The 20,738-nt window shown below is 67.7% G+C and carries 20 protein-coding genes and 1 pseudogene; 10 read left to right on the top strand and 11 right to left on the bottom strand.

What is annotated here, in order from left to right:
- Positions 1 to 21: 21 nt before the first annotated feature.
- Positions 22 to 870 carry an LOG family protein gene (locus BU124_RS06035; protein ID WP_084861681.1) on the bottom strand — a complete coding sequence of 283 codons (849 nt, stop codon included), beginning with the start codon at positions 868 to 870 and terminating at the stop codon, positions 22 to 24.
- A 143-nt stretch (positions 871 to 1,013) separates the two neighbouring features.
- On the opposite strand from BU124_RS06035, the gene dapD reads away from it, so the two are divergent.
- The 3 genes from dapD to BU124_RS06050 are packed head-to-tail and all read left to right on the top strand — an operon-like array spanning position 1,014 to position 2,462.
- Positions 1,014 to 1,841 carry a 2,3,4,5-tetrahydropyridine-2,6-dicarboxylate N-succinyltransferase gene (dapD, locus tag BU124_RS06040; RefSeq protein WP_084861683.1) on the top strand — a complete coding sequence of 276 codons (828 nt, stop codon included), beginning with the start codon at positions 1,014 to 1,016 and terminating at the stop codon, positions 1,839 to 1,841.
- Entirely contained in the window at positions 1,841 to 2,128 is a 288-nt protein-coding gene (locus tag BU124_RS06045) for a hypothetical protein (RefSeq protein ID WP_084861685.1), read from the top strand. The genes dapD and BU124_RS06045 overlap by 1 nt, the downstream gene beginning before the upstream one ends.
- Complete coding sequence (locus BU124_RS06050; protein WP_084861687.1) at positions 2,121 to 2,462, top strand: hypothetical protein; 342 nt, start codon at positions 2,121 to 2,123, stop codon at positions 2,460 to 2,462. Before BU124_RS06045 ends, BU124_RS06050 begins: the two co-directional genes overlap by 8 nt.
- Here the strand turns inward: BU124_RS06050 and BU124_RS06055 are convergent.
- Together BU124_RS06055 and BU124_RS06060 are read right to left on the bottom strand one after the other, a co-directional pair.
- The gene (locus BU124_RS06055; protein ID WP_084861689.1) at positions 2,453 to 3,541 is read right to left on the bottom strand and encodes a Hint domain-containing protein; all 1,089 of its coding nucleotides are present in this window, start codon (positions 3,539 to 3,541) and stop codon (positions 2,453 to 2,455) included. The genes BU124_RS06050 and BU124_RS06055 overlap by 10 nt on opposite strands.
- A 5-nt stretch (positions 3,542 to 3,546) precedes the next feature.
- Positions 3,547 to 5,136: a Hint domain-containing protein gene (locus tag BU124_RS06060; RefSeq protein ID WP_084861691.1), complete on the bottom strand. Its 1,590-nt coding sequence runs from the start codon at positions 5,134 to 5,136 to the stop codon at positions 3,547 to 3,549.
- Positions 5,137 to 5,401: 265 nt separating this feature from the next.
- Between BU124_RS06060 and dapE the strand changes: the two genes are divergently transcribed.
- Together dapE and rnr are read left to right on the top strand one after the other, a co-directional pair.
- Positions 5,402 to 6,544: a succinyl-diaminopimelate desuccinylase gene (gene dapE / locus BU124_RS06065; RefSeq protein WP_084861693.1), complete on the top strand. Its 1,143-nt coding sequence runs from the start codon at positions 5,402 to 5,404 to the stop codon at positions 6,542 to 6,544.
- Positions 6,545 to 6,690: 146 nt separating this feature from the next.
- The gene (rnr, locus tag BU124_RS06070; protein ID WP_084861695.1) at positions 6,691 to 8,955 is read left to right on the top strand and encodes a ribonuclease R; all 2,265 of its coding nucleotides are present in this window, start codon (positions 6,691 to 6,693) and stop codon (positions 8,953 to 8,955) included.
- On the opposite strand, the gene BU124_RS06075 is transcribed toward rnr, so the two are convergent.
- The 7 genes from BU124_RS06075 to rsfS form a co-directional block, all read right to left on the bottom strand.
- On the bottom strand, positions 8,952 to 9,428 hold the full coding sequence (locus tag BU124_RS06075) for a hypothetical protein (RefSeq protein WP_084861697.1): 477 nt from the start codon (positions 9,426 to 9,428) through the stop codon (positions 8,952 to 8,954). The two genes, rnr and BU124_RS06075, sit on opposite strands and share 4 nt — an antisense overlap.
- Positions 9,425 to 9,907 carry an RNA pyrophosphohydrolase gene (locus BU124_RS06080; RefSeq protein ID WP_084861699.1) on the bottom strand — a complete coding sequence of 161 codons (483 nt, stop codon included), beginning with the start codon at positions 9,905 to 9,907 and terminating at the stop codon, positions 9,425 to 9,427. Before BU124_RS06080 ends, BU124_RS06075 begins: the two co-directional genes overlap by 4 nt.
- Positions 9,908 to 9,910: 3 nt before the next feature.
- The gene (locus BU124_RS06085; RefSeq protein ID WP_084861967.1) at positions 9,911 to 11,254 is read right to left on the bottom strand and encodes a S41 family peptidase; all 1,344 of its coding nucleotides are present in this window, start codon (positions 11,252 to 11,254) and stop codon (positions 9,911 to 9,913) included.
- A 29-nt stretch (positions 11,255 to 11,283) separates the two neighbouring features.
- On the bottom strand, positions 11,284 to 12,405 hold the full coding sequence (locus BU124_RS06090) for a murein hydrolase activator EnvC family protein (RefSeq protein WP_084861701.1): 1,122 nt from the start codon (positions 12,403 to 12,405) through the stop codon (positions 11,284 to 11,286).
- Entirely contained in the window at positions 12,402 to 13,928 is a 1,527-nt protein-coding gene (gene gpmI, locus BU124_RS06095) for a 2,3-bisphosphoglycerate-independent phosphoglycerate mutase (RefSeq protein ID WP_084861703.1), read from the bottom strand. The genes BU124_RS06090 and gpmI overlap by 4 nt, the downstream gene beginning before the upstream one ends.
- 97 nt (positions 13,929 to 14,025) lie before the next feature.
- Positions 14,026 to 14,496: a 23S rRNA (pseudouridine(1915)-N(3))-methyltransferase RlmH gene (rlmH, locus tag BU124_RS06100; RefSeq protein ID WP_084861706.1), complete on the bottom strand. Its 471-nt coding sequence runs from the start codon at positions 14,494 to 14,496 to the stop codon at positions 14,026 to 14,028.
- Positions 14,496 to 14,963, bottom strand: coding sequence for a ribosome silencing factor (gene rsfS, locus BU124_RS06105; RefSeq protein ID WP_084861708.1), 468 nt, complete (start codon positions 14,961 to 14,963; stop codon positions 14,496 to 14,498). Before rsfS ends, rlmH begins: the two co-directional genes overlap by 1 nt.
- Before the next feature lie 264 nt (positions 14,964 to 15,227).
- Here rsfS and leuC point away from each other — a divergent pair, with 264 nt between their 5' ends.
- The 5 genes and pseudogenes from leuC to BU124_RS06130 all read left to right on the top strand — a co-directional run bounded on the left by leuC (position 15,228) and on the right by BU124_RS06130 (position 20,211).
- A complete protein-coding gene (gene leuC / locus BU124_RS06110; protein ID WP_084861711.1) occupies positions 15,228 to 16,634 on the top strand; it encodes a 3-isopropylmalate dehydratase large subunit in 1,407 nt (468 codons plus the stop codon).
- Positions 16,634 to 17,327 (top strand): annotated as a pseudogene (locus tag BU124_RS14930) (DUF429 domain-containing protein). The gene leuC and the pseudogene BU124_RS14930 overlap by 1 nt, the downstream one beginning before the upstream one ends.
- A 20-nt stretch (positions 17,328 to 17,347) precedes the next feature.
- Positions 17,348 to 17,953, top strand: coding sequence for a 3-isopropylmalate dehydratase small subunit (gene leuD / locus BU124_RS06120; protein ID WP_084861716.1), 606 nt, complete (start codon positions 17,348 to 17,350; stop codon positions 17,951 to 17,953).
- A gap of 378 nt (positions 17,954 to 18,331) precedes the next feature.
- Positions 18,332 to 19,135 carry a hypothetical protein gene (locus BU124_RS06125; RefSeq protein ID WP_245831627.1) on the top strand — a complete coding sequence of 268 codons (804 nt, stop codon included), beginning with the start codon at positions 18,332 to 18,334 and terminating at the stop codon, positions 19,133 to 19,135.
- Positions 19,136 to 19,158: 23 nt separating this feature from the next.
- Positions 19,159 to 20,211 carry an endonuclease/exonuclease/phosphatase family protein gene (locus BU124_RS06130; protein WP_245831618.1) on the top strand — a complete coding sequence of 351 codons (1,053 nt, stop codon included), beginning with the start codon at positions 19,159 to 19,161 and terminating at the stop codon, positions 20,209 to 20,211.
- Here the strand turns inward: BU124_RS06130 and BU124_RS06135 are convergent.
- Positions 20,131 to 20,736 (bottom strand): Rossmann-fold NAD(P)-binding domain-containing protein, encoded by a 606-nt coding sequence (locus BU124_RS06135; protein ID WP_245831619.1) that lies wholly within the window; start codon positions 20,734 to 20,736, stop codon positions 20,131 to 20,133. The genes BU124_RS06130 and BU124_RS06135 overlap by 81 nt on opposite strands.
- Positions 20,737 to 20,738 lie beyond the last annotated feature (2 nt).

Genomic DNA, 20,738 nt, shown 5'->3' on the forward strand with positions numbered 1-20,738 from the left:
ATCACGGCCGAGGTGCCCGGGTCAGCGGCTCGGGATGGTCTCGCGTTTTTCGCCCGCCCCGTCCCAGGTTTCCAGGTAGGCCGCCGCCTCTTCGGCCGTCTCGACGTAACGGAACAGGTCCAGATCCTCGTCCGAAATCGTTCCCGCCTCGGCCAGGGCATCCCAGTTGATGATCCTCTCCCAGAAATGCCGCCCGAACAGAAGGAAGGGGATCTTTTCCATCCGGCCGGTCTGGATCAGGGTCAGGGTCTCGAACATCTCGTCCATGGTGCCGAAGCCCCCCGGAAAGATGCACAGCGCCCGCGCGCGCATCAGGAAATGCATCTTGCGGATCGCGAAATAGTGGAAGTTGAAGCACAGCTCCGGCGTGACATAGTCGTTGGGCGCCTGTTCGTGCGGCAAAACGATGTTCAGCCCGATGCTGACCCCGCCCGCGTCGGCTGCGCCGCGGTTGCCGGCCTCCATCACGCCGGGGCCGCCGCCGGTGACGATGACGTTCTCAAGCCCGCCGTTGGCGACAGACTGCTCCGTCATCAGGCGCGCGAAGGTCCGCGCCTCGTCATAGTATTTCGACAGATCGGCAAGCGTTTCGGTCCGCGCGCTGGCCTTGTGCGCGGGTTCGGGGATGCGCGCGCCGCCGAACAGTACGATGGTGGAATTGACCCCGGCCTCGTTCATCTTCAGATCGGGCTTGAGCAATTCGAGCTGCAGCCGCACCGGCCGAAGCTCGTCGCGGCACATGAAATCGTTGTCGGTGAAGGCCAGCCGATAGGCCGAGGATCGCGTCTGCGGCGTGTCGGGGACCTCCTCGGCCACCTGCCGATCCTCGCCCGAATAGCGGAACGGGTGGTGGCGGTGGTCGTCGGTCATGGCGTGGCTCCTCGGGGTTGGTCCGGTCGGTGATGGCAGGCCTCACGCCCTTTGTCCAATGCCCGCCGGTCACGGGGCGATTGCCCAAGCCGCCGGCACAGGCTATTGCGCGGGAAACCGCAAAGCCCATCGGAGAATGCCCCATGTCCAACGCCCAGCTTGAAACCGCCATCGAGGCTGCCTGGGAGACCCGCGACCAGATCACGCCGGCCACCGGCGGCGAAACCCGCGAGGCGATCGAGGAGACGCTGACCGCGCTGGACAGCGGCGCGCTGCGCGTCGCCGAGCGGGGCGAGGACGGCACCTGGCACGTCAACCAGTGGGCCAAGAAGGCGGTGCTGCTCGGGTTCCGCATCAAGGACATGGAACACCAGGGCGGCGGCCCGCAGGGTGGCGGCTGGTGGGACAAGGTCGACAGCAAGTTCGCCGGCTGGGGCGAGAACGCTTGGCGCGCCGCGGGCTTTCGCGCCGTGCCCAACTGCGTGGTGCGCCGCTCGGCCCATATCGCGCCGGGCGTGGTGCTGATGCCGTCCTTCGTGAACCTCGGCGCCTATGTCGACGAGGGCACGATGGTCGATACCTGGGCGACCGTGGGCAGCTGCGCCCAGATCGGCAAGAACGTGCACCTGTCGGGGGGCGTCGGCATCGGCGGGGTGCTCGAGCCGCTGCAGGCCGACCCGACCATCATCGAGGATGGCTGCTTCATCGGTGCGCGCTCCGAGGTGGTCGAGGGCTGCATCGTGCGCGAAGGCTCGGTCCTCGGGATGGGCGTGTTCATCGGCAAGTCCACCAAGATCGTCGACCGCGAAACCGGCGAGGTCTTCATGGGCGAGGTGCCGCCCTATTCCGTGGTGGTCTCCGGCTCCATGCCGACAAAGAACAACCTCAACCTCTACTGCGCCGTGATCGTGAAACGGGTGGACGCGCAGACCCGGTCCAAGACCGGCATCAACGAGTTGCTGCGCGATTGATGCTGGTCAGCCGCACCCTGGCGAAGCGCCGTATCGCGGCCGGGATCCGGCCCGGATGGCTGGCGGCCTGGGGGCCGGTGGCGCTGGACGCGGCCTGCCTCGTAGCGGTCTTCGTCCTCGCCTTCGGCCCGTTCCGCGGGCTGATCGCGGCGCTGGAGATGCCGCGCGGGGCGGTGATCGCGGCGCTGGTGGCGCTGGGGTTCATCCCCATGCAGGGGGTGCTGATCGTCTCGTCGCTCTGGGCGGCGCGGTCGCGCTGGCACGACAGGGAGGCCGAGCATGGCTGACAAGACACCGCGCAAGCAGCAGGTCTACACCCTTCTGGTCGAGGTCGGGCGCTGCGCGGGCGACGGCCTGCCCAAGGGCAGCACCGGCGCGGCCCTGATGTGCTATGCGGGCGGCGTGGACGAGGCCGAGGCGGTGCGCGAAACCGTGGCGATCCTCAAGCAGGCGGACCTCGCGCCCCTCGATGTGACAGGTCACGGCACCCGCGCCGAGCGCGAGGCCGAAGGCCACGAGATCGAGGCCGACGAGGCCGAGTTGATGCAGCGCGCGCTGGACGAGAACAGCGTGGTCGTGGCCCAGGTCACCCCCTTCTTCGGTGACGCGGATCAGCCGTAGCGCGGTTCCTTCAGCGACAGCGCCTCGTAGGCCCGAAGCACGGGTGTTACGCCGCCGGTCCTGTCCGGCCAGTCCGCGCGTGGCAGGTCGGCGAGAACCGAATTGTTCACCAGCCACGGGGCGCTGAACAGCGGCTGGGCGTCGAAGCTCTCGACCGCGGCGCCATTGGCCAGGATCGCGGCGGGCGTGTCCAGCAAGACCTGCCCGTAGGTGACGACTGGCGCCGCCGGCGACGCGGGCGCCACACTATGGCGGTCGGCCAGGTGGCGCACCGGCGTGCTCACGCGTTCCTGCCCGAACAGGTATTCGACCTCGCTGCCCGACAGGAGGAGCCGTTGGTCCGGTGCCAGCTGCATGTCCGCGGTCAGGCCGTGGTACGGGGCCCGCAACCGCAGCGGTGCCTGTGTCCCGACAGCGGGCAGGGTGACCGAGCCGGCCCAGCGCACGCAGCGCGGCACGCCGTCGGTGTCGAGAACCCGGTCACCGGCCCGCAGCGCACCCAACGGGCGGTCGCCATCGGGGGTGGCGATCAGCGCCGCGGTGTCGAGCCCGGGCATGGGGCCGATCGGACAGGTGCCACGGCCCAATGCGACATGGCGCACCCCGTCGGCCAGACGGCATGCCGTGGCCTCTCGGGTCATGCGCCGCAAGTCGCGCAGCGTCATCGGAAAGGGGCCGGGGACCGGCACCTGCCACAGCTCTCGGGTCTCGGGCACATAGGCGGCGAGCACCCCGCGTCGCGCCGGGGCGTCCCAGGTGTAAGTCAGGATGATCCGGTCCGTCCGACCGGCCAGCCGCGTGTGCAACGCCGTCGAAAGGTGGCGCGGGCCCTGTCGCATCAGCAGGTGAAACGTCCCCTCTGGGTCCTGCACCAGCGACAGGTTGGCCGGCCAGGGATCGAGCACCGAATACCGAACCAGGTTGATCGGGCGGTCCGCGGGCGTCAGGGCCACCTCGGCCAGAACGGTGCCGCGGGTGACCAGGCTGGCCTCGGCGGGTGGCAGCGCCCTGTCGCGACCATGCAGCCCGCCGGGGCAGAAGGCCGCATCGTGGCGGTGCCTGAGCCCCAGCCAGCGCATCGCCGTCACGCCACCTGCCGCAGCAGGACCGAGGCCTCGCGCGTGTTCAGAATGGGGCGCGCGGCCGGTCCGTAACCCGGCCCCGGCGCGGACACGGCAAGGTCGGGAAAGAGGGTCGTCAGTTCCCGGGCGATGCCGGTCTCGGCCTGTGACAATATATGCGGACCGGGCAGGAAGCTCTCGGTCGCCAGCCCTTCGGCCCAGATGATCTGGTGGCTGTCGAAGAGCAGGTGCAGATAGGTCACAAGACCCCCCTCGACCCGGCGAATGCTGCCGTCGTTGACCAGGTCCTTGGCCTTGACCAGAACCTCGGGGGCCTCGAACATCAGCTCGGCGTAGGCGTCGCGCAGCAGAACCCGGTGCTGCGGCGACAGCATGAGCGCGCCGTGATCGCCCAATGCCCCGGGCCGGAAGGCGATCGGGGCCATCGAGCCAATGGCGGCGACGCTCCGCCGGCCGATCCAGCGGATCGGCTGCGGCGCGCCGTCCTGGGTCAGCACAAGGTCGCCGACGACGAGGGTTTCGATGGCCTTCGGTCCCTCGGGTGTGGCGATCATGGTGCCGGCGACGAAGCAGGGAATGGTCTCGGCGGTGACGAAGCCGGTGTCGGTTTCCAGCACCGTGCCGCTGCCGTCCGTGGCCTCGGCCTGGTAAGTGAAGCTGACGGTGTCATTGTCGGTGCCGGTCTCCAGGTCGATCGTCCCATCGGTGTTCAGCGTCACGACTTGCCCGGTTGCGAGGGCCACGCTGTCGCCGGCCGAGACCGAAACGCCGTTGATATGGGTGACGGCCAGCGAGCCGCCGGTGGCATTGTCGTCATTGGCCAGCAGATCGACCGTCTTGGTCGTGCCCTCCTGCAGGGTGATCGAGTCGTCCTGCGCGACGAGGTCCGTCTGCACGCTGCCCCCCGCGATCAGCAGGCTGGAGTCATACGCGCTGTCGGTGACATCGGCGACGCCGACCTTGATCGAATTCACCTCGCCGGCGTTGACCGGCATGGTCAGCGCCATGGTGACGGTGAAGCCGTCCATCTCGGTGTTGTAGGCGCTGTCGGTGTTGTCGGTGAAAAGGTTCTGGTTGTCCGACTGGTTGACCTCTCCGACGGAGGTGGCGGTGTTGGTCACCGACAGCGGGACATGCTGGCCGTTGACCCAGACCCCGACCATGTCGTTGTAGACCGAGTTGGAATACTCCGGGTATTCGTCCGAGGCGAAGACGAACTGCATCGTCATGGTGTCGCCCTCGGGGACGAAGTCCACCTCGAGGAACGAGGCATCGTAGGTGCTTGTTCCCGCGACGGCGTTGAAATCCGAATCGTTGTTCGGGCCGCCGGTGTTGTAGGATGTCGAGCTGGACTGGTTCGCGGACCCGTTGCTGTTGGTGAACCAGCTGGCCGGACCGGTTGAAAGGATGACGCCTGTGTCGCCCGGCGTGACCCCGGGCGCGGTGCTGTCTCCGCCCGAATAAACGGCCGACGCATACCAGGACCCGCTGTAACTGGCGGCCTTGATATCAACGCTGTCGCCAAAGATGGTCTGCGCCATCTGCGTCGCGGATGCCGTGGTGTTGTAGTTGAGCTCGGACGCTGCAACCATGTACTGCCCCTTGCCTCGGCCGGGACAGGTCAACCTGACCGCGTCGGCAAAACCCACCCAGATGTGGTGGTGCCGCGCTGTGAATGCCCCTTATCTGGGGCTGCTCGATCGTTGACCTGCCTCAGGTCTTTGTTATTGCTATTATACTATGTGGAAGGCGCGAAAAATTTGAGACAAAATGGGGCGTTAGGTGCAGGATGGCACCCGGATTGTAGCACGGTGGCCACAGGCGCGGCGACCCGTCGAGACCAGGGAAAGGCAGGCCATGACCATTGACGCGGTAGACCTGACCGCGGATCTGATCCGCTGCCCGACAGTCACCCCCGCGGAGGCCGGGGCGCTCGTGCTGCTCGACGACCTGCTGTCGGCGGCCGGGTTCGAGACGGTTCGGGTGGACCGGAACGGCGTGCCCAACCTATTTGCGCGCTGGGGGCCGAAGGGTGCGGCGCGGACTTTCGGCTTCAACGGCCACACCGATGTGGTGCCGGTCGGCGACATCGCGCAGTGGAGTGTCGATCCCTTCGGTGCCGAGCAGCACGCGGGCCTCCTCTACGGGCGCGGGGCGACGGACATGAAATCCGCCGTGGCCGCCTTTGCCGCCGCCGCCGTGGACCTCGTGACCGAGACGCCGCCCGACGGTGCCGTGATCCTGGCGATCACCGGCGACGAAGAAGGCCCGGGGGTGGACGGCACCCGGGCGCTGCTGGACTGGATGGCGCATCAGGACGAGCGCATGGACGTCTGCCTGGTGGGCGAGCCGACCTGCCCCGAGACGCTGGGCGACATGATCAAGATCGGGCGGCGCGGGTCGATGAGCGCCTGGATCACCGTGACCGGAAAACAGGGTCACGCGGCCTATCCGCACCGCGCCCGCAACCCGCTGCCCGCCATGGCCCGTTTGATGGACCGGCTGGCCGGGTGGGAGCTGGACCAGGGCACGGCGCATTTCGACCCCTCGACCCTCGCCGTGGTGTCAATCGAGACGGGCAACGCCGCGACTAATGTCATCCCGGGCAGGTGCCGCGGGATCATCAACATCCGGTTCAACGACCTGCACAGCGGCGCGGGCCTGAGCGACTGGCTGCGGGCCGAGGCGGCGGCCGTGGCCGACACTTTCGGCGTGGAGATCGAGTTCGACATCAAGGTCTCGGGCGAGAGTTTCCTGACCCCCCCGGGGGAGCTGTCGACGCTTGTCAGCCGCGCCGTGACGGCCGAGACGGGCCGTTTGCCCGAGCTGTCGACCACCGGAGGCACTTCCGATGCGCGCTTCGTCAAGGACCACTGCCCGGTGGTGGAGTTCGGTCTGGTCGGCAAGACCATGCACCAGGTGGACGAATGCGTGCCCGTGGACGAAATCGCGCGGCTCAAGGCGATCTACGCCCGCATCCTGCGCGACTATTTCCGGTGATCGCCATCAAAAAAGGAGTGGCTGCGCCACGCATGTCATGTTCGGCAATGAGGGGGCGCTGCCCCCTCAAACTCCCCCGGGATATTTCCGGCCAGAAGATGACACTGGGTCTGCCGTGGCCCGCGGCGACGTGTTAGGCCCCGGTCATGGCACCTATTCCGACCAAGAAAGAGATCCGCGACTGGATCTCGGAGAATCCCGCCCAGGGGTCGAAACGCGAGATCGCGAAAGCCTTCGGCATCAAGGGGGCCGACCGGATCGACCTCAAGCGCATCCTGAAGGAACTGGAAGACGAGGGCGTGCTGCGCAAGCGGCGCAAGAGTTATCGCGACCCCGAGAAGCTGCCGCCGGTCGGTGTCCTGCAGGTGCTGGGTCCGGATGCGGACGGCGACCTGTCCGCGCGGCCCATGGAATGGAGCGGCGACGGGCCCGAGCCGCGCGTCCTGCTGGTGCCGCGCGACAGTGACCCGGCGCTGGGCGAGGGCGATCGCATCCTGGCCCGGCTGACCGAGGAACGTGGCGCCGAGCATGCCTATTCCGCGCGGCTGATCCGGCGGATCGGGACCAATCCCCTACGCATCCTCGGAGTTTTCCGGGCCCGCAGCGAGGGCGGCCGGATCGAGCCCGTGCAAAAGGGCAGCGACAAGGCATGGCAGGTGCCCGAGGGCCTGTCGGGCGGGGCGAAGGACGGCGAGCTGGTCGAGGCGGAACAGGCCGGGCCTAAGGGCCGCATGGGCCTGCCAAGGGCGCGGGTGATCTCGCGGCTGGGCGACCCAGGTGCGCCGCGCGCGGTCAGCCTGATCGCGATCCATCATCACGGCATCCCGGACCGGTTTCCCGACGATGTGATCAATGAGGCGGACAGGCAGACACCGGCCGGGCTGCAGGGCCGGGCAGACCTGCGCGATCTGCCCCTGATCACCATCGACCCGGGCGATGCGCGTGACCATGACGACGCCTGCTGTGCCATTCCCGATAGTGACCCGGACAACCCGGGCGGGCATCTTTTGTGGGTCGCCATCGCGGATGTGGCGCATCACGTCCGGCCCGGTTCGGCGCTGGATCGCGAGGCGCGCAAGCGCGGCAATTCCACCTATTTCCCCGATCGTGTGGTGCCGATGCTGCCCGACCGTTTGTCGGGCGATCTGTGTTCGCTGCACGAGGGTGTACCGCGGGCCTGTATCGCGGTGGAAATGAAGCTCGACGCGCGGGGGCGGAAACTGTCGCACCGCTTCGTCCGCGGGTTGATGCGATCGCCCGCGTCGCTGACCTACGACGAGGTGCAGGCGGGCATGGACGGGGACCCGAATGACAAGGTGGCCCCGCTGATGGATCAGGTGATCCGGCCGCTGTTCGCCTGCTACGACAGCCTGGTGAAGGCGCGGGCGGACCGTCAGCCGCTGGACCTGGACCTGCCCGAGCGCCGGATCGAGCTGGACGAGGCCGGCAAGGTGGCGCAGGTCGCCTTCAAGGACCGGCTGGATGCGCATCGCATGATCGAGGAATTCATGGTGCTGGCCAACGTGGCCGCCGCCGAGACCCTGACCGCCAGGCGCCAGCCGCTCTTGTTCCGGGTGCACGAGGAACCCAGCCCGGAAAAGCTGGACGCCCTGCGCGAGGTCGCGGGCGCCAGCGGGTTGACGCTGGCCAAGGGGCAGGTGCTCAAGACGGCGCATCTCAACCGGTTGCTGGAGCAGGCCGCCGAGACCGAAACCAGCGATCTGATCAACATGGCGACGCTGCGGTCGATGACGCAGGCCTACTACAATCCCGAGAATTTCGGGCACTTCGGGCTGGCGCTGTCGGCCTATGCGCATTTTACCTCGCCGATCCGACGCTATGCCGATCTTATCGTGCACCGGGCGCTGATCACGGCGCATGGCTGGGGCGACGACGGGCTGAGCCCGCGGGATGTCGAGGAGCTGGACAGCACGTCGGAGCATATCAGCGACACCGAGCGCCGTTCGATGATGGCAGAGCGGGACACGACCGATCGCTATCTCGCGTCCTACCTCAATGACAGGGTCGGGTCGGAGTTCACCGGCCGGATCAGCGGTGTGGCGCGCTTCGGGGTCTTCGTGAAGCTGGACGAGACCGGCGCCGACGCCATGATCCCGATGCGCAACCTCGGGGCCGAGTATTTCCACCATGACGCGGAAAGCCAGACCCTGATGGGGGCGGATACTGGCCAGATCATCGGCCTAGGGCAGCGCGTGGTGGTCAAGCTGACCGAGGCGGCGCCGGTCACCGGCGGACTGATCGTCGAACTTGTCTCGCTCGAGGGTAATACGGTGCGGCAGGGCCCGAAATCGGCACGGGGCAAGCCGCCGCGCCGCAAGAAGGCACAGGCGCGCAGGAAGTCCGACAAGACCGCGCGAAAAATCAAGCGCACCCGGCAGACTCGGGGTTAGTCCGGGGCGCAGGGGCCGCCGGCCATGCAGGTCTCGACCGTCTCGATCACGGTCCGGTCCGGGTCGACGAAGACCCGGCTGTCACACGGGCCGATGGTGATCCTCAGGCCATCCGTCCCGTGCCGGGCAAAGGCCAGAAGGCGGGTGCCGGGATCGAGGGTGCCGCACCAGTCACCCGCGCAGGAGAATGCGAGGCGGACCTCGCGGTCGGATGTCGGTGCAAAGCCGCCACGCCCCAGCGCCTGGCCCGAGAAACGGGCGCTGCGCGTTTGCTCGTCGGCGTTCGGGGCAAAGGCCCCGCGGGGCCTGTCGAGCGGCGTGAAGTCGAGGGTGCCCAGCAGAACCGAAAAGACCGCCTCGTCTGCCCCGGCGCGCTGGAAAGTCCGGGCCGGGTCGGCCGGCATGCAGGACAGGGCCAAGGCCGGGCCGCCTGCCATGATGGCCAGAAGCGCGGCTGGCAGCCACCGGGTCATAGGCGGTCCCCGAATTCATCGAGGACGCGGGCGTAGACCTCGCGCTTGAAGGCCACGATGTTGTTCAGAAGGTCGCCGGGATCAGACCATGTCCAGCGCGAGAATTCCGGCTCGGCGGTCTCGATCCGCACTTGGTCGTCACGGCCCTCGAACCGCATCAGGAACCATTTCTGTTCCTGCCCGCGATAGCGCCCGCCCCAGCGTTTCGGCACGACCTCGGGTGGAAGATCATAAGGAATCCACCCCGCTGTTTCGGCCTCGACGCTCACGAGGTCGGGGGTCACGCCGGTTTCCTCCTCCAGTTCGCGCAGGGCGGCGGCGCGCGGGTCCTCGCCCGGGTCGACGCCGCCCTGGGGCATCTGCCAGGCCGGTTCGGGCCAGTCGATGCGCTGGCCGACGAAGACCCGGCCCGCGGCGTTGACCAGCATGACGCCGACGCAGGGGCGATAGGGCAGGGCGGCAATCTGCTCGGGCGTCACGCTCTACTCCGCGTCGGGGCCGAGCGCCGTCAGCCCCTTGAGGATGTCGATGGCATAGGCCAGCTGGTAGTCCTGTTCGCGCAACTGGGCGGCCTCCTCGGCACGCTCGCGGTCCTCCTCGATCTGGCGGACTTCGTCTTCTGACAGGCTGTCATTTTCCAGCGCGCCGCGCAGGTCCGACTCCGACCGGAAGCCGGGTGTCTCCTCCTCGTCCTCTTGCGCGGCCTCTTCTGGCGCGCGTCGCGGCTGCTGGACGATGATGTCGGGCGAAATGCCCAGCGCCTGAATCGACCGGCCCGACGGCGTGTAATAGCGCTGGGTCGTCAGGCGCATGGCGCTGTCACCGCGCAGGGGCATCACCGTCTGCACCGACCCCTTGCCGAAGGACTTGGTGCCCACGACGATGGCGCGGCGATGATCCTGCAGCGCGCCGGCCACGATTTCCGAGGCCGAAGCCGATCCGCCGTTGATCAGCACCACGATGGGCTTGCCCTCGGTCAAGTCGCCCTCTTCGGCGTTCCAGCGCTGGCCGTCCTCGGGCGCGCGGCCGCGGGTCGAGACGATTTCGCCCGCGTCGAGAAAAGCGTCCGACACCGCGATCGCCTGATTGAGCAGCCCGCCGGGGTTGTTGCGCAGATCGATGACGAAGCCGTTGACGTTGTCCATACCGCCGGCTTCCTCGACCTTCTCGGCCAGTTGTTCCTTGAGGTTGGGATAGGTCTGGTCCGAGAAGGTGACCAGGCGCAGGACCACCGTTTCGCCCTCGATCCGGCTGCGCACGGCCGTCAGGGTGATGGTATCGCGCACGATGGAGACCTCGAAGGGCTGCTCGACCCCCTCGCGGACCACGGTGATGGTAATCTCCGACCCAACCGGCCCGCGCATCCTCTCGACGGCCTCGTCGAGCGTCAGGCCCATCAGGTTCTCGCCGTCAACGCCGGTGATGAAATCACCCGCCTCGATCCCGGCGGCATCGGCCGGCGTGCCGTCGATGGGCGAGACGACCTTGACGAAGCCTTCCTCCTGCGTGACCTCGATCCCAAGGCCGCCGAATTCGCCGCGCGTCTGGGTGCGCATTTCCTCGGCGTCTTCGGGCGAAAGATAGCTGGAATGCGGGTCAAGCGAAGACAGCATCCCGTCGATGGCAGCCTCGATCAGTTCGGATTCGTCGGCCTCCTCGACGTATTCCGAGCGGATGCGTTCGAAGACATCGCCGAACAGGTCCAGCTGTTCGTAAACGCTGGCGTTGTTCTGCGCTTCCTGCGCGATCAGGGGCCCGGCGATCTGCGTGGTGGCGACGGCGCCCAGCAGGATGCCGCCCGTCGCGGCCATTGCGAATTTCTTCATCATGTTCCTCATGTCGTTTCGGGCCCGTTTCAATCGTAGGAAAACCACGCGGCGGGATCGCCGGCACCTTGCCCGTCTCGAACCTCGAGATAAAGCGTTTCGGGCCGGTTCGAGGCTGCGCCCTGTCGGGTCTCGGTCAAAATAGCTTGAGCGTCGCCTGTGTCGCCCCCCATCAGCCCCACCGGCGCCCCCTCTGGGAGGACCTGTCCGGCCTCGCCGAAGATGCGGTCCAGCCCCGCGAAGACCCAGAGCACGTCCGGCGCGGGTTCAAGGATCACGACCTTGCCGTAGTCGAGAAGCGGCCCGGCATAGCGCACCGTCGCGGCGGCGGGTGCACTGACCAGCGCCTTGGGACGGGTTGCAATCACAAGGCCCGGGCGTTCGATCCCGGCGGCGTCGGCCTCGCCGAAGCGGCGCAGGACGCGCCCGTTCACCGGCAGGGCCAGCTGCCCCTTGAGCGCGGTCGCATCCGGGGCGGGCGGGGCATCCGCCGCGGCACCGGTTTGGGCCAGGCTGCTGGCGAAGGCGGCGAGGGTTTCGGTGTTGTCCAGCAAGAGCGCGGTCCGGACGGGGTCCTCGGAAAACCGGCGCGGCAGATCGGTGCGGTCCGACACCGCCTCGGACAGGGTGGCCCGGGCCTCCTGTGCGGCGGTCAGCCCTTTTTGCAGGGCCTCCAGCGAATGGGCGCGCAGGGTGCGCAGGGTCTCGACTTCCTGCAGCTGCGCGCGCAGCCTGTCGACCTTGTCCTGCAGGCCGGGCGTGACATCGGCCAGGATCATGCCTGCGCGGGCCGTTCCGGTCGGCCCCGACGGGTGCAGCATCAACAGCGGCGTCGGCGCCCGGCCCATGCGTTGCAACACGCCCAGCAGCCGGGCAACCTCGTCCGAGCGCGCGTCGAGGTCGCGGGTCAGGGTGCGTTCGCGGATCGCGGCGCGGCGCAAACCATCGCGCAGGGCGGTCATGCCGTCCTCGTAGGCGCGCAGCGTCTCGGTCAGGGCCGCGATGCGGTCCTCGGCCGACTGCGCCCGGTCCAGCGCGACAGAGGCGGCTTCCAGGTCACGGGCGGCCTGTCGGGCGGCCTCGGCTGCGCTGTCCCGGGCCGTGGCGCCGCCTGCAATGAGGCACAGGACAACCGCGAGCGCCCGGATCATCGCGTGATCAGGCTTTCCCCGGTCATCTCCGGGGGTGCGTCGAGCGCCAGCAGGTCGAGCAGCGTCGGTGCCAGATCGGCCAGGCGCCCGTCGCGCAGGCCCGCGCCCTGCGGCCCGCCGACGAGGATCACCGGCACGGGGTTCGTGGTATGGGACGTATGCGGCCCGCCGGTTTCGGGGTCCACCATGGTTTCGCAGTTGCCGTGATCGGCGGTGACGATCATTGCGCCGCCGGCCGCCTCCAGCGCCGCCAGAACCCGGCCCAGCCCGGCATCCACCGCCTCGCAGGCGGCCCGGGCCGCGTCCAGGTCGCCGGTGTGGCCGACCATGTCGGGGTTGGCGTAGTTGCACACGATCAGGTCATACCCGTTTTCGATGGCGCCGACGAAGGCCTGCGTGACCTCGCCCGCCGACATCTCGGGCTGCATGTCGTAGGTCGCGACCCGGGGCGAGGGCGCCATGTGGCGATCCTCGCCCTCTTCCGGCACCTCCTTGCCGCCGTTGAGGAAAAAGGTGACGTGGGGATATTTCTCGGTCTCGGCGACGCGGAACTGGCGCAACCCCTTCGCAGCCGCCCAGGCGCCGAGCGTGTTCACGATCTCCTGCTTGGGATAGCAGGTGGTCATGAAGGCGCTGTGGTCGGTGGAATAATCCACCATGCCCAGAAGGCCGGCCAGTTCGGGCCGGCCGGTAACGTCGAATTCGGCAAAATCGGGGTCGCCGATGGCGCGCAGGATTTCCCGCGCGCGGTCGGCGCGGAAGTTCAGGCAGAAGACCCCGTCGCCATCCTGCACCCCGGCGTAATCGCCGACCACCGTTGCAGGCAGGAATTCGTCGGTCAGGTCCTGGTCGTAATAGCCTTCGACGATGTCCGCTGGCGACAGTGCGCCGCCCTGTGCGCCCTTGCCCTCGACGATGGCGCGATAGGCGGATTCGATCCGATCCCAGCGGGTGTCGCGGTCCATCGCGTAATAGCGACCGGTGACGGTGCCGATGCGGGCAGTCTCGGGCAGGGCGGCTTCCAGCCGCCGCAGGAACCCCGCCCCGGATTTCGGCGATACGTCGCGACCGTCGGTGATCGCGTGCAGCACGACCGGAACGCCCAGCCCGGTTATGGCGTCGACCGCCGCGAGCGTGTGGTCGATGTGCCCGTGAACGCCCCCGTCCGAGACGAGGCCCATCAGGTGCGCGGTGCCGTGCGTGACCTGTAGCTCCTCGATGAAGGACATCAGCGCGTCGTTCTCGGCAAAGCGGCCCTCCTCGATCGCCAGGTCGATCTGGCCCAGGTCCATCGCGACGATCCGGCCGGCGCCGATGTTGGTGTGCCCGACCTCGGAGTTGCCCATCTGCCCGCCGGGCAGGCCCACGTCCTTGCCGTGGGTGACGAGCCGGGCCGTGGGGCAATCACGCGTGATCCGGTCGAAGTTGGGCGTTTCGGCCAGCGCGGGGGCGTTGGCCTGCGTGTCGGCGCGGTCTCCCCAACCGTCGAGAATGCACAGAACTACGGGGTGCGGGGCGGTCATGGCGCTCTCCTGCTGTCGCGGGGTTGCTTCTAGCGCATGGCGCGAGGCGGGAAAACCGCCGCCATGCGCCCCGGGCCGAAAATCGCGCGGCGCAGGATCAGGCCCGGTGGTAGGGCGCACCCGCCAGGATCGCCGCCGCACGATAGAGTTGCTCGGCGAGCATCACCCGCGCCAGCATGTGCGGCCAGACCATCGGCCCGAAGGACAGCGCCAAGTCGGCCCGGGCGCGCAGGGCCGGGTCGATCCCCTCCGCCCCGCCGATCACGACGGCCAGGTCGCTGCGCCCCTCGTCGCGCCATTTTCCAAGCTGGCCGGCAAAGTCGGGGGACGTCATGGCCTTGCCGCGCTCGTCGAGGCAGCAAACCGCGGCCCCGGCCGGGATCGCCTTGGCAAGCCGTGCGCCCTCGGCCGCCATGCCGCCGCCCTTGCGGTCCTCGACCTCCTGCAGCGTGATCGGCCCGAGGCCAAGGCCCCGGCCCGTCCTGTCGAACCGCTGCGTGTAATCGTCGAACAACGCCTTTTCCGGCCCCTGCCGGAGCCGGCCCACCGCGCAGATCGTGACCCGCATCAGCCGGAGGTGACGGCGCCATCCTCGCCGGGGGCCAGCCACATCTTCTCGAGCTGGTAGAACTCGCGCACTTCGGGGCGGAAGATGTGGACGATCACGTCGCCGGTGTCGATCAGCACCCAGTCGCCGCTGTCCTTGCCCTCGACCTTCGACAGGATGCCGAAGGCGTGCTTGAGACGGTCGGTCAACTTTTCGGACATGGCCGCCACCTGGCGGCTGGACCGGCCCGAGGCGATCACCATGTAATCGCCCATTTCGGACTTGCCGCGCAGATCGACCTGCACGACGTCCTCGGCCCTGTCATCGGAGAGTGAGTCAAGCACGGCGGCCAGCGTTGCGGCGGCTGTGGCCTGAGTTGGTGCGCCCGTCACCGGGGCCCCGTCATCTGCGGCCCGCGCCGCGAATGATGTAAGAGACAGAACATCGTCCTCCTGCAAGAGCGCCGCCAAGGCCCCGGCGCTGGGCATGCAACAAAGCTAGCAAGCAACCCATGACATTTCAATGTATCCCCGCCGCAAGGCGACCGCGCGCCACTTGCGAGTCCGGCCCGGCCGGTATACTTTTCACATATGACCCGTGTTTTCGACATGGATGACCGCGCGCGCCTGCCCTGGCGGTTCTTCGGCGCCCGGATGGCCATTCTCGCCCGTCCGTGACGGCCTGCGCGTGCCCCCCTGGCACGCAGCCCAGACGCGCTCACCCCCATATTCATTCAGCCAACGAGGACTCTCATGTCCGGCAAGACACTCTATGACAAGATCTGGGACGCCCACCTGGCCCACGAGGCCGAGGACGGCACCAGCCTGCTCTACATCGACCGCCACTTGGTGCACGAGGTGACCAGCCCGCAGGCCTTCGAGGGGCTGCGCATGGCCGGCCGCACCGTCCGCGCGCCCGACAAGACCATCGCGGTGCCCGACCACAACGTGCCCACGACCGAGGGCCGCGAGAACCCAGACCAGATGCCTGCCGACAGCCGCACCCAGGTGGCCGCGTTGGACACCAACGCCAAGGATTTCGGCATCCATTACTACCCGGTCAGCGACGTGCGGCAAGGAATCGTGCACATCGTCGGCCCGGAACAGGGCTGGACCCTGCCGGGGATGACCGTCGTCTGCGGCGACAGCCACACCGCCACCCACGGCGCCTTCGGGGCGCTGGCCCACGGCATCGGCACCTCCGAGGTCGAGCACGTGCTGGCCACCCAGACCCTGATCCAGAAGAAATCCAAGAACATGAAGGTCGAGATCACCGGCAAGCTGCCGCCCGGTGTCACGGCAAAGGACATCACCATGGCGGTGATCGGCGAGACGGGCACTGCCGGCGGCACCGGCTACGTCATCGAGTACTGCGGTGAGGCGATCCGCGAGCTGTCCATCGAGGGCCGCATGACGATCTGCAACATGGCGATCGAGGGCGGCGCCCGCGCCGGGCTGATCGCGCCGGACGACAAGACCTTAGACTACATCAAGGGCCGACCCCACGCCCCCAAGGGTGCCCAGTGGGAGGCCGCGATGGCCTGGTGGCAGACCCTGCACTCGGACCCGGACGCGCACTGGGACAAGGTCGTCACCCTGCGTGGCGAGGACATCGCGCCGCTCGTCACCTGGGGCACCTCGCCCGAGGACGTGCTGCCGATCGACGCGGTGGTTCCCGCGCCCGACAGCTTCGAGGGCGGCAAGGTCGGTGCGGCCCAGCGCGCGCTGGACTACATGGGCCTGACCCCGGGGCAGAAACTGTCGGATATCGAGATCGACACGGTCTTCATCGGCTCTTGCACCAACGGCCGGATCGAGGATCTGCGCGCCGCCGCCGAGATCCTGCGCGGCAAGAAGGTCAAGGACGGCCTGCGCGCCATGGTCGTTCCCGGCTCGGGCCTCGTGCGTGCCCAGGCCGAAGAAGAGGGCCTTGCCGACATCTTCAAGCAAGCCGGGTTCGAATGGCGCATGGCTGGCTGTTCCATGTGCCTGGCCATGAACCCCGACCAGCTGGCCGAGGGTGAACGCTGCGTCTCGACCTCCAACCGCAACTTCGAGGGGCGTCAGGGTTACAAGGGCCGCACGCACCTCGCCTCGCCCGCCATGGCCGCCGCTGCCGCCGTGACCGGCAAGCTGACGGATGTGCGGGAGATCGTGTAATGCGCGTCGCCGGGATCGACGGGTGCAGGGACGGCTGGGTCGCCGTCACCGTCGAGTCCGGCGCGTTCGCCGCCGCGACCTGCCGGCACGGGGCCGACCTGCGGCAGATGCTGTCAGGTCTCGCGGCGGATATGGCGATCATCGACATACCGATCGGTCTTTCGTCGGGGCCGGCCGGCCGGTCGGTCGAAAAGGCAATGCGTGATTTGCTCAGGGGCAAGGCCTCCTCTGTCTTCAACGCGCCCTGCCGGCAGGCCCTCGATGCGGCATCATACGAAGAGGCCTCGCGCCGGAACGCCGAGGTTCTGGACGTCGGGTTGTCGCGACAGACTTACGGCATCATGCCCAAGATTGCCGAGGCCGACCGGACCATCGCCGGCTTCGGCCAAGACCGCGTCAGGGAAGGCCACCCCGAAGTGTCCTTTTGCGTTGCCGATGGGTTGCCGATTGTCGCGAACAAGTCCACGGCCAAGGGTATGCTCTGGCGCGCCGGGGTCCTGCAGCGGCTGGGCTTCGATCTAGGGGGCGCTCGCGCGCAGTCTGCCGGACACGCTCCGGGCCAAACCGGACGATGTCATGGATGCCGCGATCCTGTGCTGGTCGGCGCAGCGGGCTGCGCTGGGCACCAGCCGATCCATTCCGCCCACCCCCGCCACGGATGATCGGGGCCTGACGATGTCAATCACCGCCTGATACGGCGAAGGAGAGAGAAAATGCAGAAATTTGACAAACTCACCGGAATTGCCGCGCCGTTGCCGCTGGTCAACATCGACACGGACATGATCATCCCCAAGCAGTTCCTCAAGACGATCAAGCGGTCCGGGCTGGGCGTGAACCTGTTCGACGAGATGCGCTATGACCGGCAGGGCAATGAAATCCCTGATTTCGTGCTTAACAAGCCTGCCTACCGCGACGCGCAGATACTGGTGGCGGGCGACAATTTCGGCTGCGGCTCGTCGCGCGAACACGCGCCCTGGGCGCTGCTCGATTTCGGCATCCGCTGCGTGATCTCGACCAGCTTTGCCGACATCTTCTATAACAACTGCTTCAAGAACGGCATCCTGCCCATCGTTCTGCCGCAGGAGGACGTCGACAAGCTGATGGAGGACGCCGAGCGCGGCTCCAACGCGACCGTGACCGTCGATCTGGAGAGCCAGACGATCAGCGGCCCCGACGGTGGCGAGATCACCTTCGAGGTTGATCCCTGGCGCAAGCATTGTCTGCTCAACGGGCTGGACGATATCGGCCTGACGCTGGAAAAGGCGCCGGCCATCGACGCCTTCGAAGAGAAAATGCGCGCCGAACGCCCCTGGGTGTGACATATTTCGGATGGGGCCGGGCAACGATCCGGCCCCGGTATCGCCCCAAGTTTTGACAGCCCCTGAACGGCGCTAGTGGCTGGCGCGTACCTGGCCGCTACATATAGATCTTTTCATTTCAGTGCTTTGGAATGGTTGCATTGTCGCACCAGTCTTGCCGCAAAACCGCCCCGTTTCCGCGCCAGCAACAGCGGTGACTTGCGGCACGACCGGGAAGTGGGCAAAATCATGGCAACAACAAGGCATCGTGACAGGCTCGACACGGGCGAAGGTGCAGACGCGGGTACAAAGGGTCGGCAAAGTATCGGCCCTGACCGGATTGAGGATAATGGGGCAGTGGTTTCCCGGATCGCAGGCGCGGTGCTCCGCGCGGCATTGATGGTCATACTGGTGATCCTGCCATCGCTGATGGTGGCAGGAACCTCGCATGACACCAATCAGACCGTTGCCCTGGTGGCGCTGGTCGCCGCGCTGTTCACCCTGGCCGAGTACAACTCCGCCTACCCCAGCCTCGTCGAATTCCGCTATGCCCCGCCCTTCAACCGGCTGCGCTATATCGTGCTGTTCCTAATGGTCTTCTCGATGGCGATGATCGCCAAGGGCAAGACCGATCCATCAACGATGACCGACCTGTTCTCGATGTTCGGGGCCCGTCTGGCCGATGTGATGGACTTTCCCTACTCGCCCGTGCGCCTCGTCGTCCTGATGTTGCCGGACAACGCGCCGGGTCGGCTGGTCTGGGACGTGCGGACCGCCGCCGGGTTGAGCTACCTGATCTCGCTGGTGGGGTTGATCGCCTTCATCCTGATCCTGCGCATAAGGGCTTGGCCTAGCCAGGGCGGCGGGGCCTTCAATGTCTGGGTGAACCTTCCCACCTTCGATCCCACGGCCGGCGGCGACGTCGTGCATCGGCTGGAGCGCGACAGCAACATTAACCTTATATTAGGCTTCCTGCTGCCATTCATGATCCCGGCGATCGTCAAGCTGGCCTCGAGTGTCTTCGACCCCATCAGCCTGGCGAATTCACACACGCTGATCTGGACGATGACCGCATGGGCCTTCCTTCCCGCCAGCCTGATCATGAGGGGCATCGCCCTCGGGCGACTGGCCCAGATGATCGCGGCGCAGCGGGAACGCGCCTATATGCAGGAGTCCGACGAGGCCGAGCCCTCGGTCGTCTGAGCGCGGCCCTGCTCCTTTGCCTCGTGCCCCTGGCGGCGCTGTCGCAAGACGCCCTTCGCATCGCCACTTTCGCCGCCCCCCTCAGCCGCGACGGGCCGGGTCTGTTGCTGCGCGATATCCTTGATGGCGACGATCCGCAGGTGCGCGCCACGCAACGCATTGTCGATGCGGCTGTGCCCGACATTCTGTTGCTGACCGATTTCGACCACGATCGGGGGCTGGCCGCGTTGCGGGCCTTCAACGCGCGGCTCGAACGCCCCTTCGCCCATGTCTTCGCGCTTGCGGGAAACGCGGGCCTCGCCACCGGGCTGGACATGGACGGTAACGGCCGGCTGGGCGAGCCGCGCGACGCCCAGGGGTATGGCCGGTTTCGCGGCGACGGGGGGCTGGCGCTGCTGACGCGCCAACCTGTTCTGGAAGGTCAAGTGAGGGATTTCACCAAGTTGCCCTGGCCGGACTTGCCAGGGGCGGTGCTGCCCGAAACCGCGGACGGTCCCTTCCCCTCGGCCGAGGCGCAGGCTGCCGGGCGCTTGTCCTCGACCTCGCACTGGGTGGTGCCGTTGCGCCTCGGGGATGGCAAGACACTGACGCTGCTGGCCTATTCGGCAACGCCGCCGGTCTTCGACGGCCCCGAGGACCGCAACGGCCTGCGCAACCGCGACGAGCTGAGGCTCTGGGTGCGTCTTCTGGCGGGCGATCTCGGCCCCGTGCCCGAGCCGCCGCTGGTGCTGCTGGGCAACACCAACCTGGACCCGGCCGATGGCGACGGGTTCCGCCGTGCCATGGCCCGTATGCTTGACCATCCGCTTTTGCAGGACCCGAAACCGGCGAGCGCCGGCGGCGCGGCCAACCCCAGCCCCGGTCACAGCGGCGATCCTGCGCTGGACACCGCCGACTGGGACGAGGCCGGCCCCGGCAACCTGCGGGTGTCCTACGTGCTGCCCAGCCGCGACCTGACCGTTACCGGGGCGGGGGTTTTCTGGCCCGCGCCCGGGTCACCGCAGGCCGATCTGCTCGGTGCGGACGGGCGCGCCGCCGGACCTCACCGTATTGTCTGGGTGGATGTCCGCCGGTAGCCCGGCCAGCATCACCGTTCGACGATCGGTTGCCGTGAACCCTGGCAAAAGGTGCGCGAATTTCTCGCCCGCTAGCCGGTGATCGGTGTTCCAGAGGTAACGCATCTCGAGAAGTTCCCGCGCCAGTTCCCAGACCGGTGCGGCCAGCCGCAGCATCGGCCACGGCAACCGGGCGATCCGATGACGGCGGCCGGTCTCCGCATCGAGCAGGCCCTGCAACGCGCGGATCGTGAAGGCATGGCCCGGAAAGGGAACGTCCTCGAACTGTGCGAGTCGGTCGCGACGCTCGGCCAGCATTACCGCCGCCTTTGCCCAGTCGGGCAGGTAACAGAAGGCGTGCAGGCAATCAGGATCACCCGCGGCGGTCAGCTTGCCCCGCCGGATGTCGCGCATGTGCAGCGCGGCCATGGCGTCCCCCTGGTGCGCCGGGTCGATGAAGCTGCCGGCCCGCAGAATGATCGTCTGGATGTCGGCGGCGCGATACGCGGCTTCCATTTCCTTGCGGATCAGGCCCTTGCGCGACACCG

Origin of the sequence: Salibaculum halophilum (assembly GCF_002094885.1) — a bacterium.
GTDB lineage: Bacteria > Pseudomonadota > Alphaproteobacteria > Rhodobacterales > Rhodobacteraceae > Salibaculum > Salibaculum halophilum.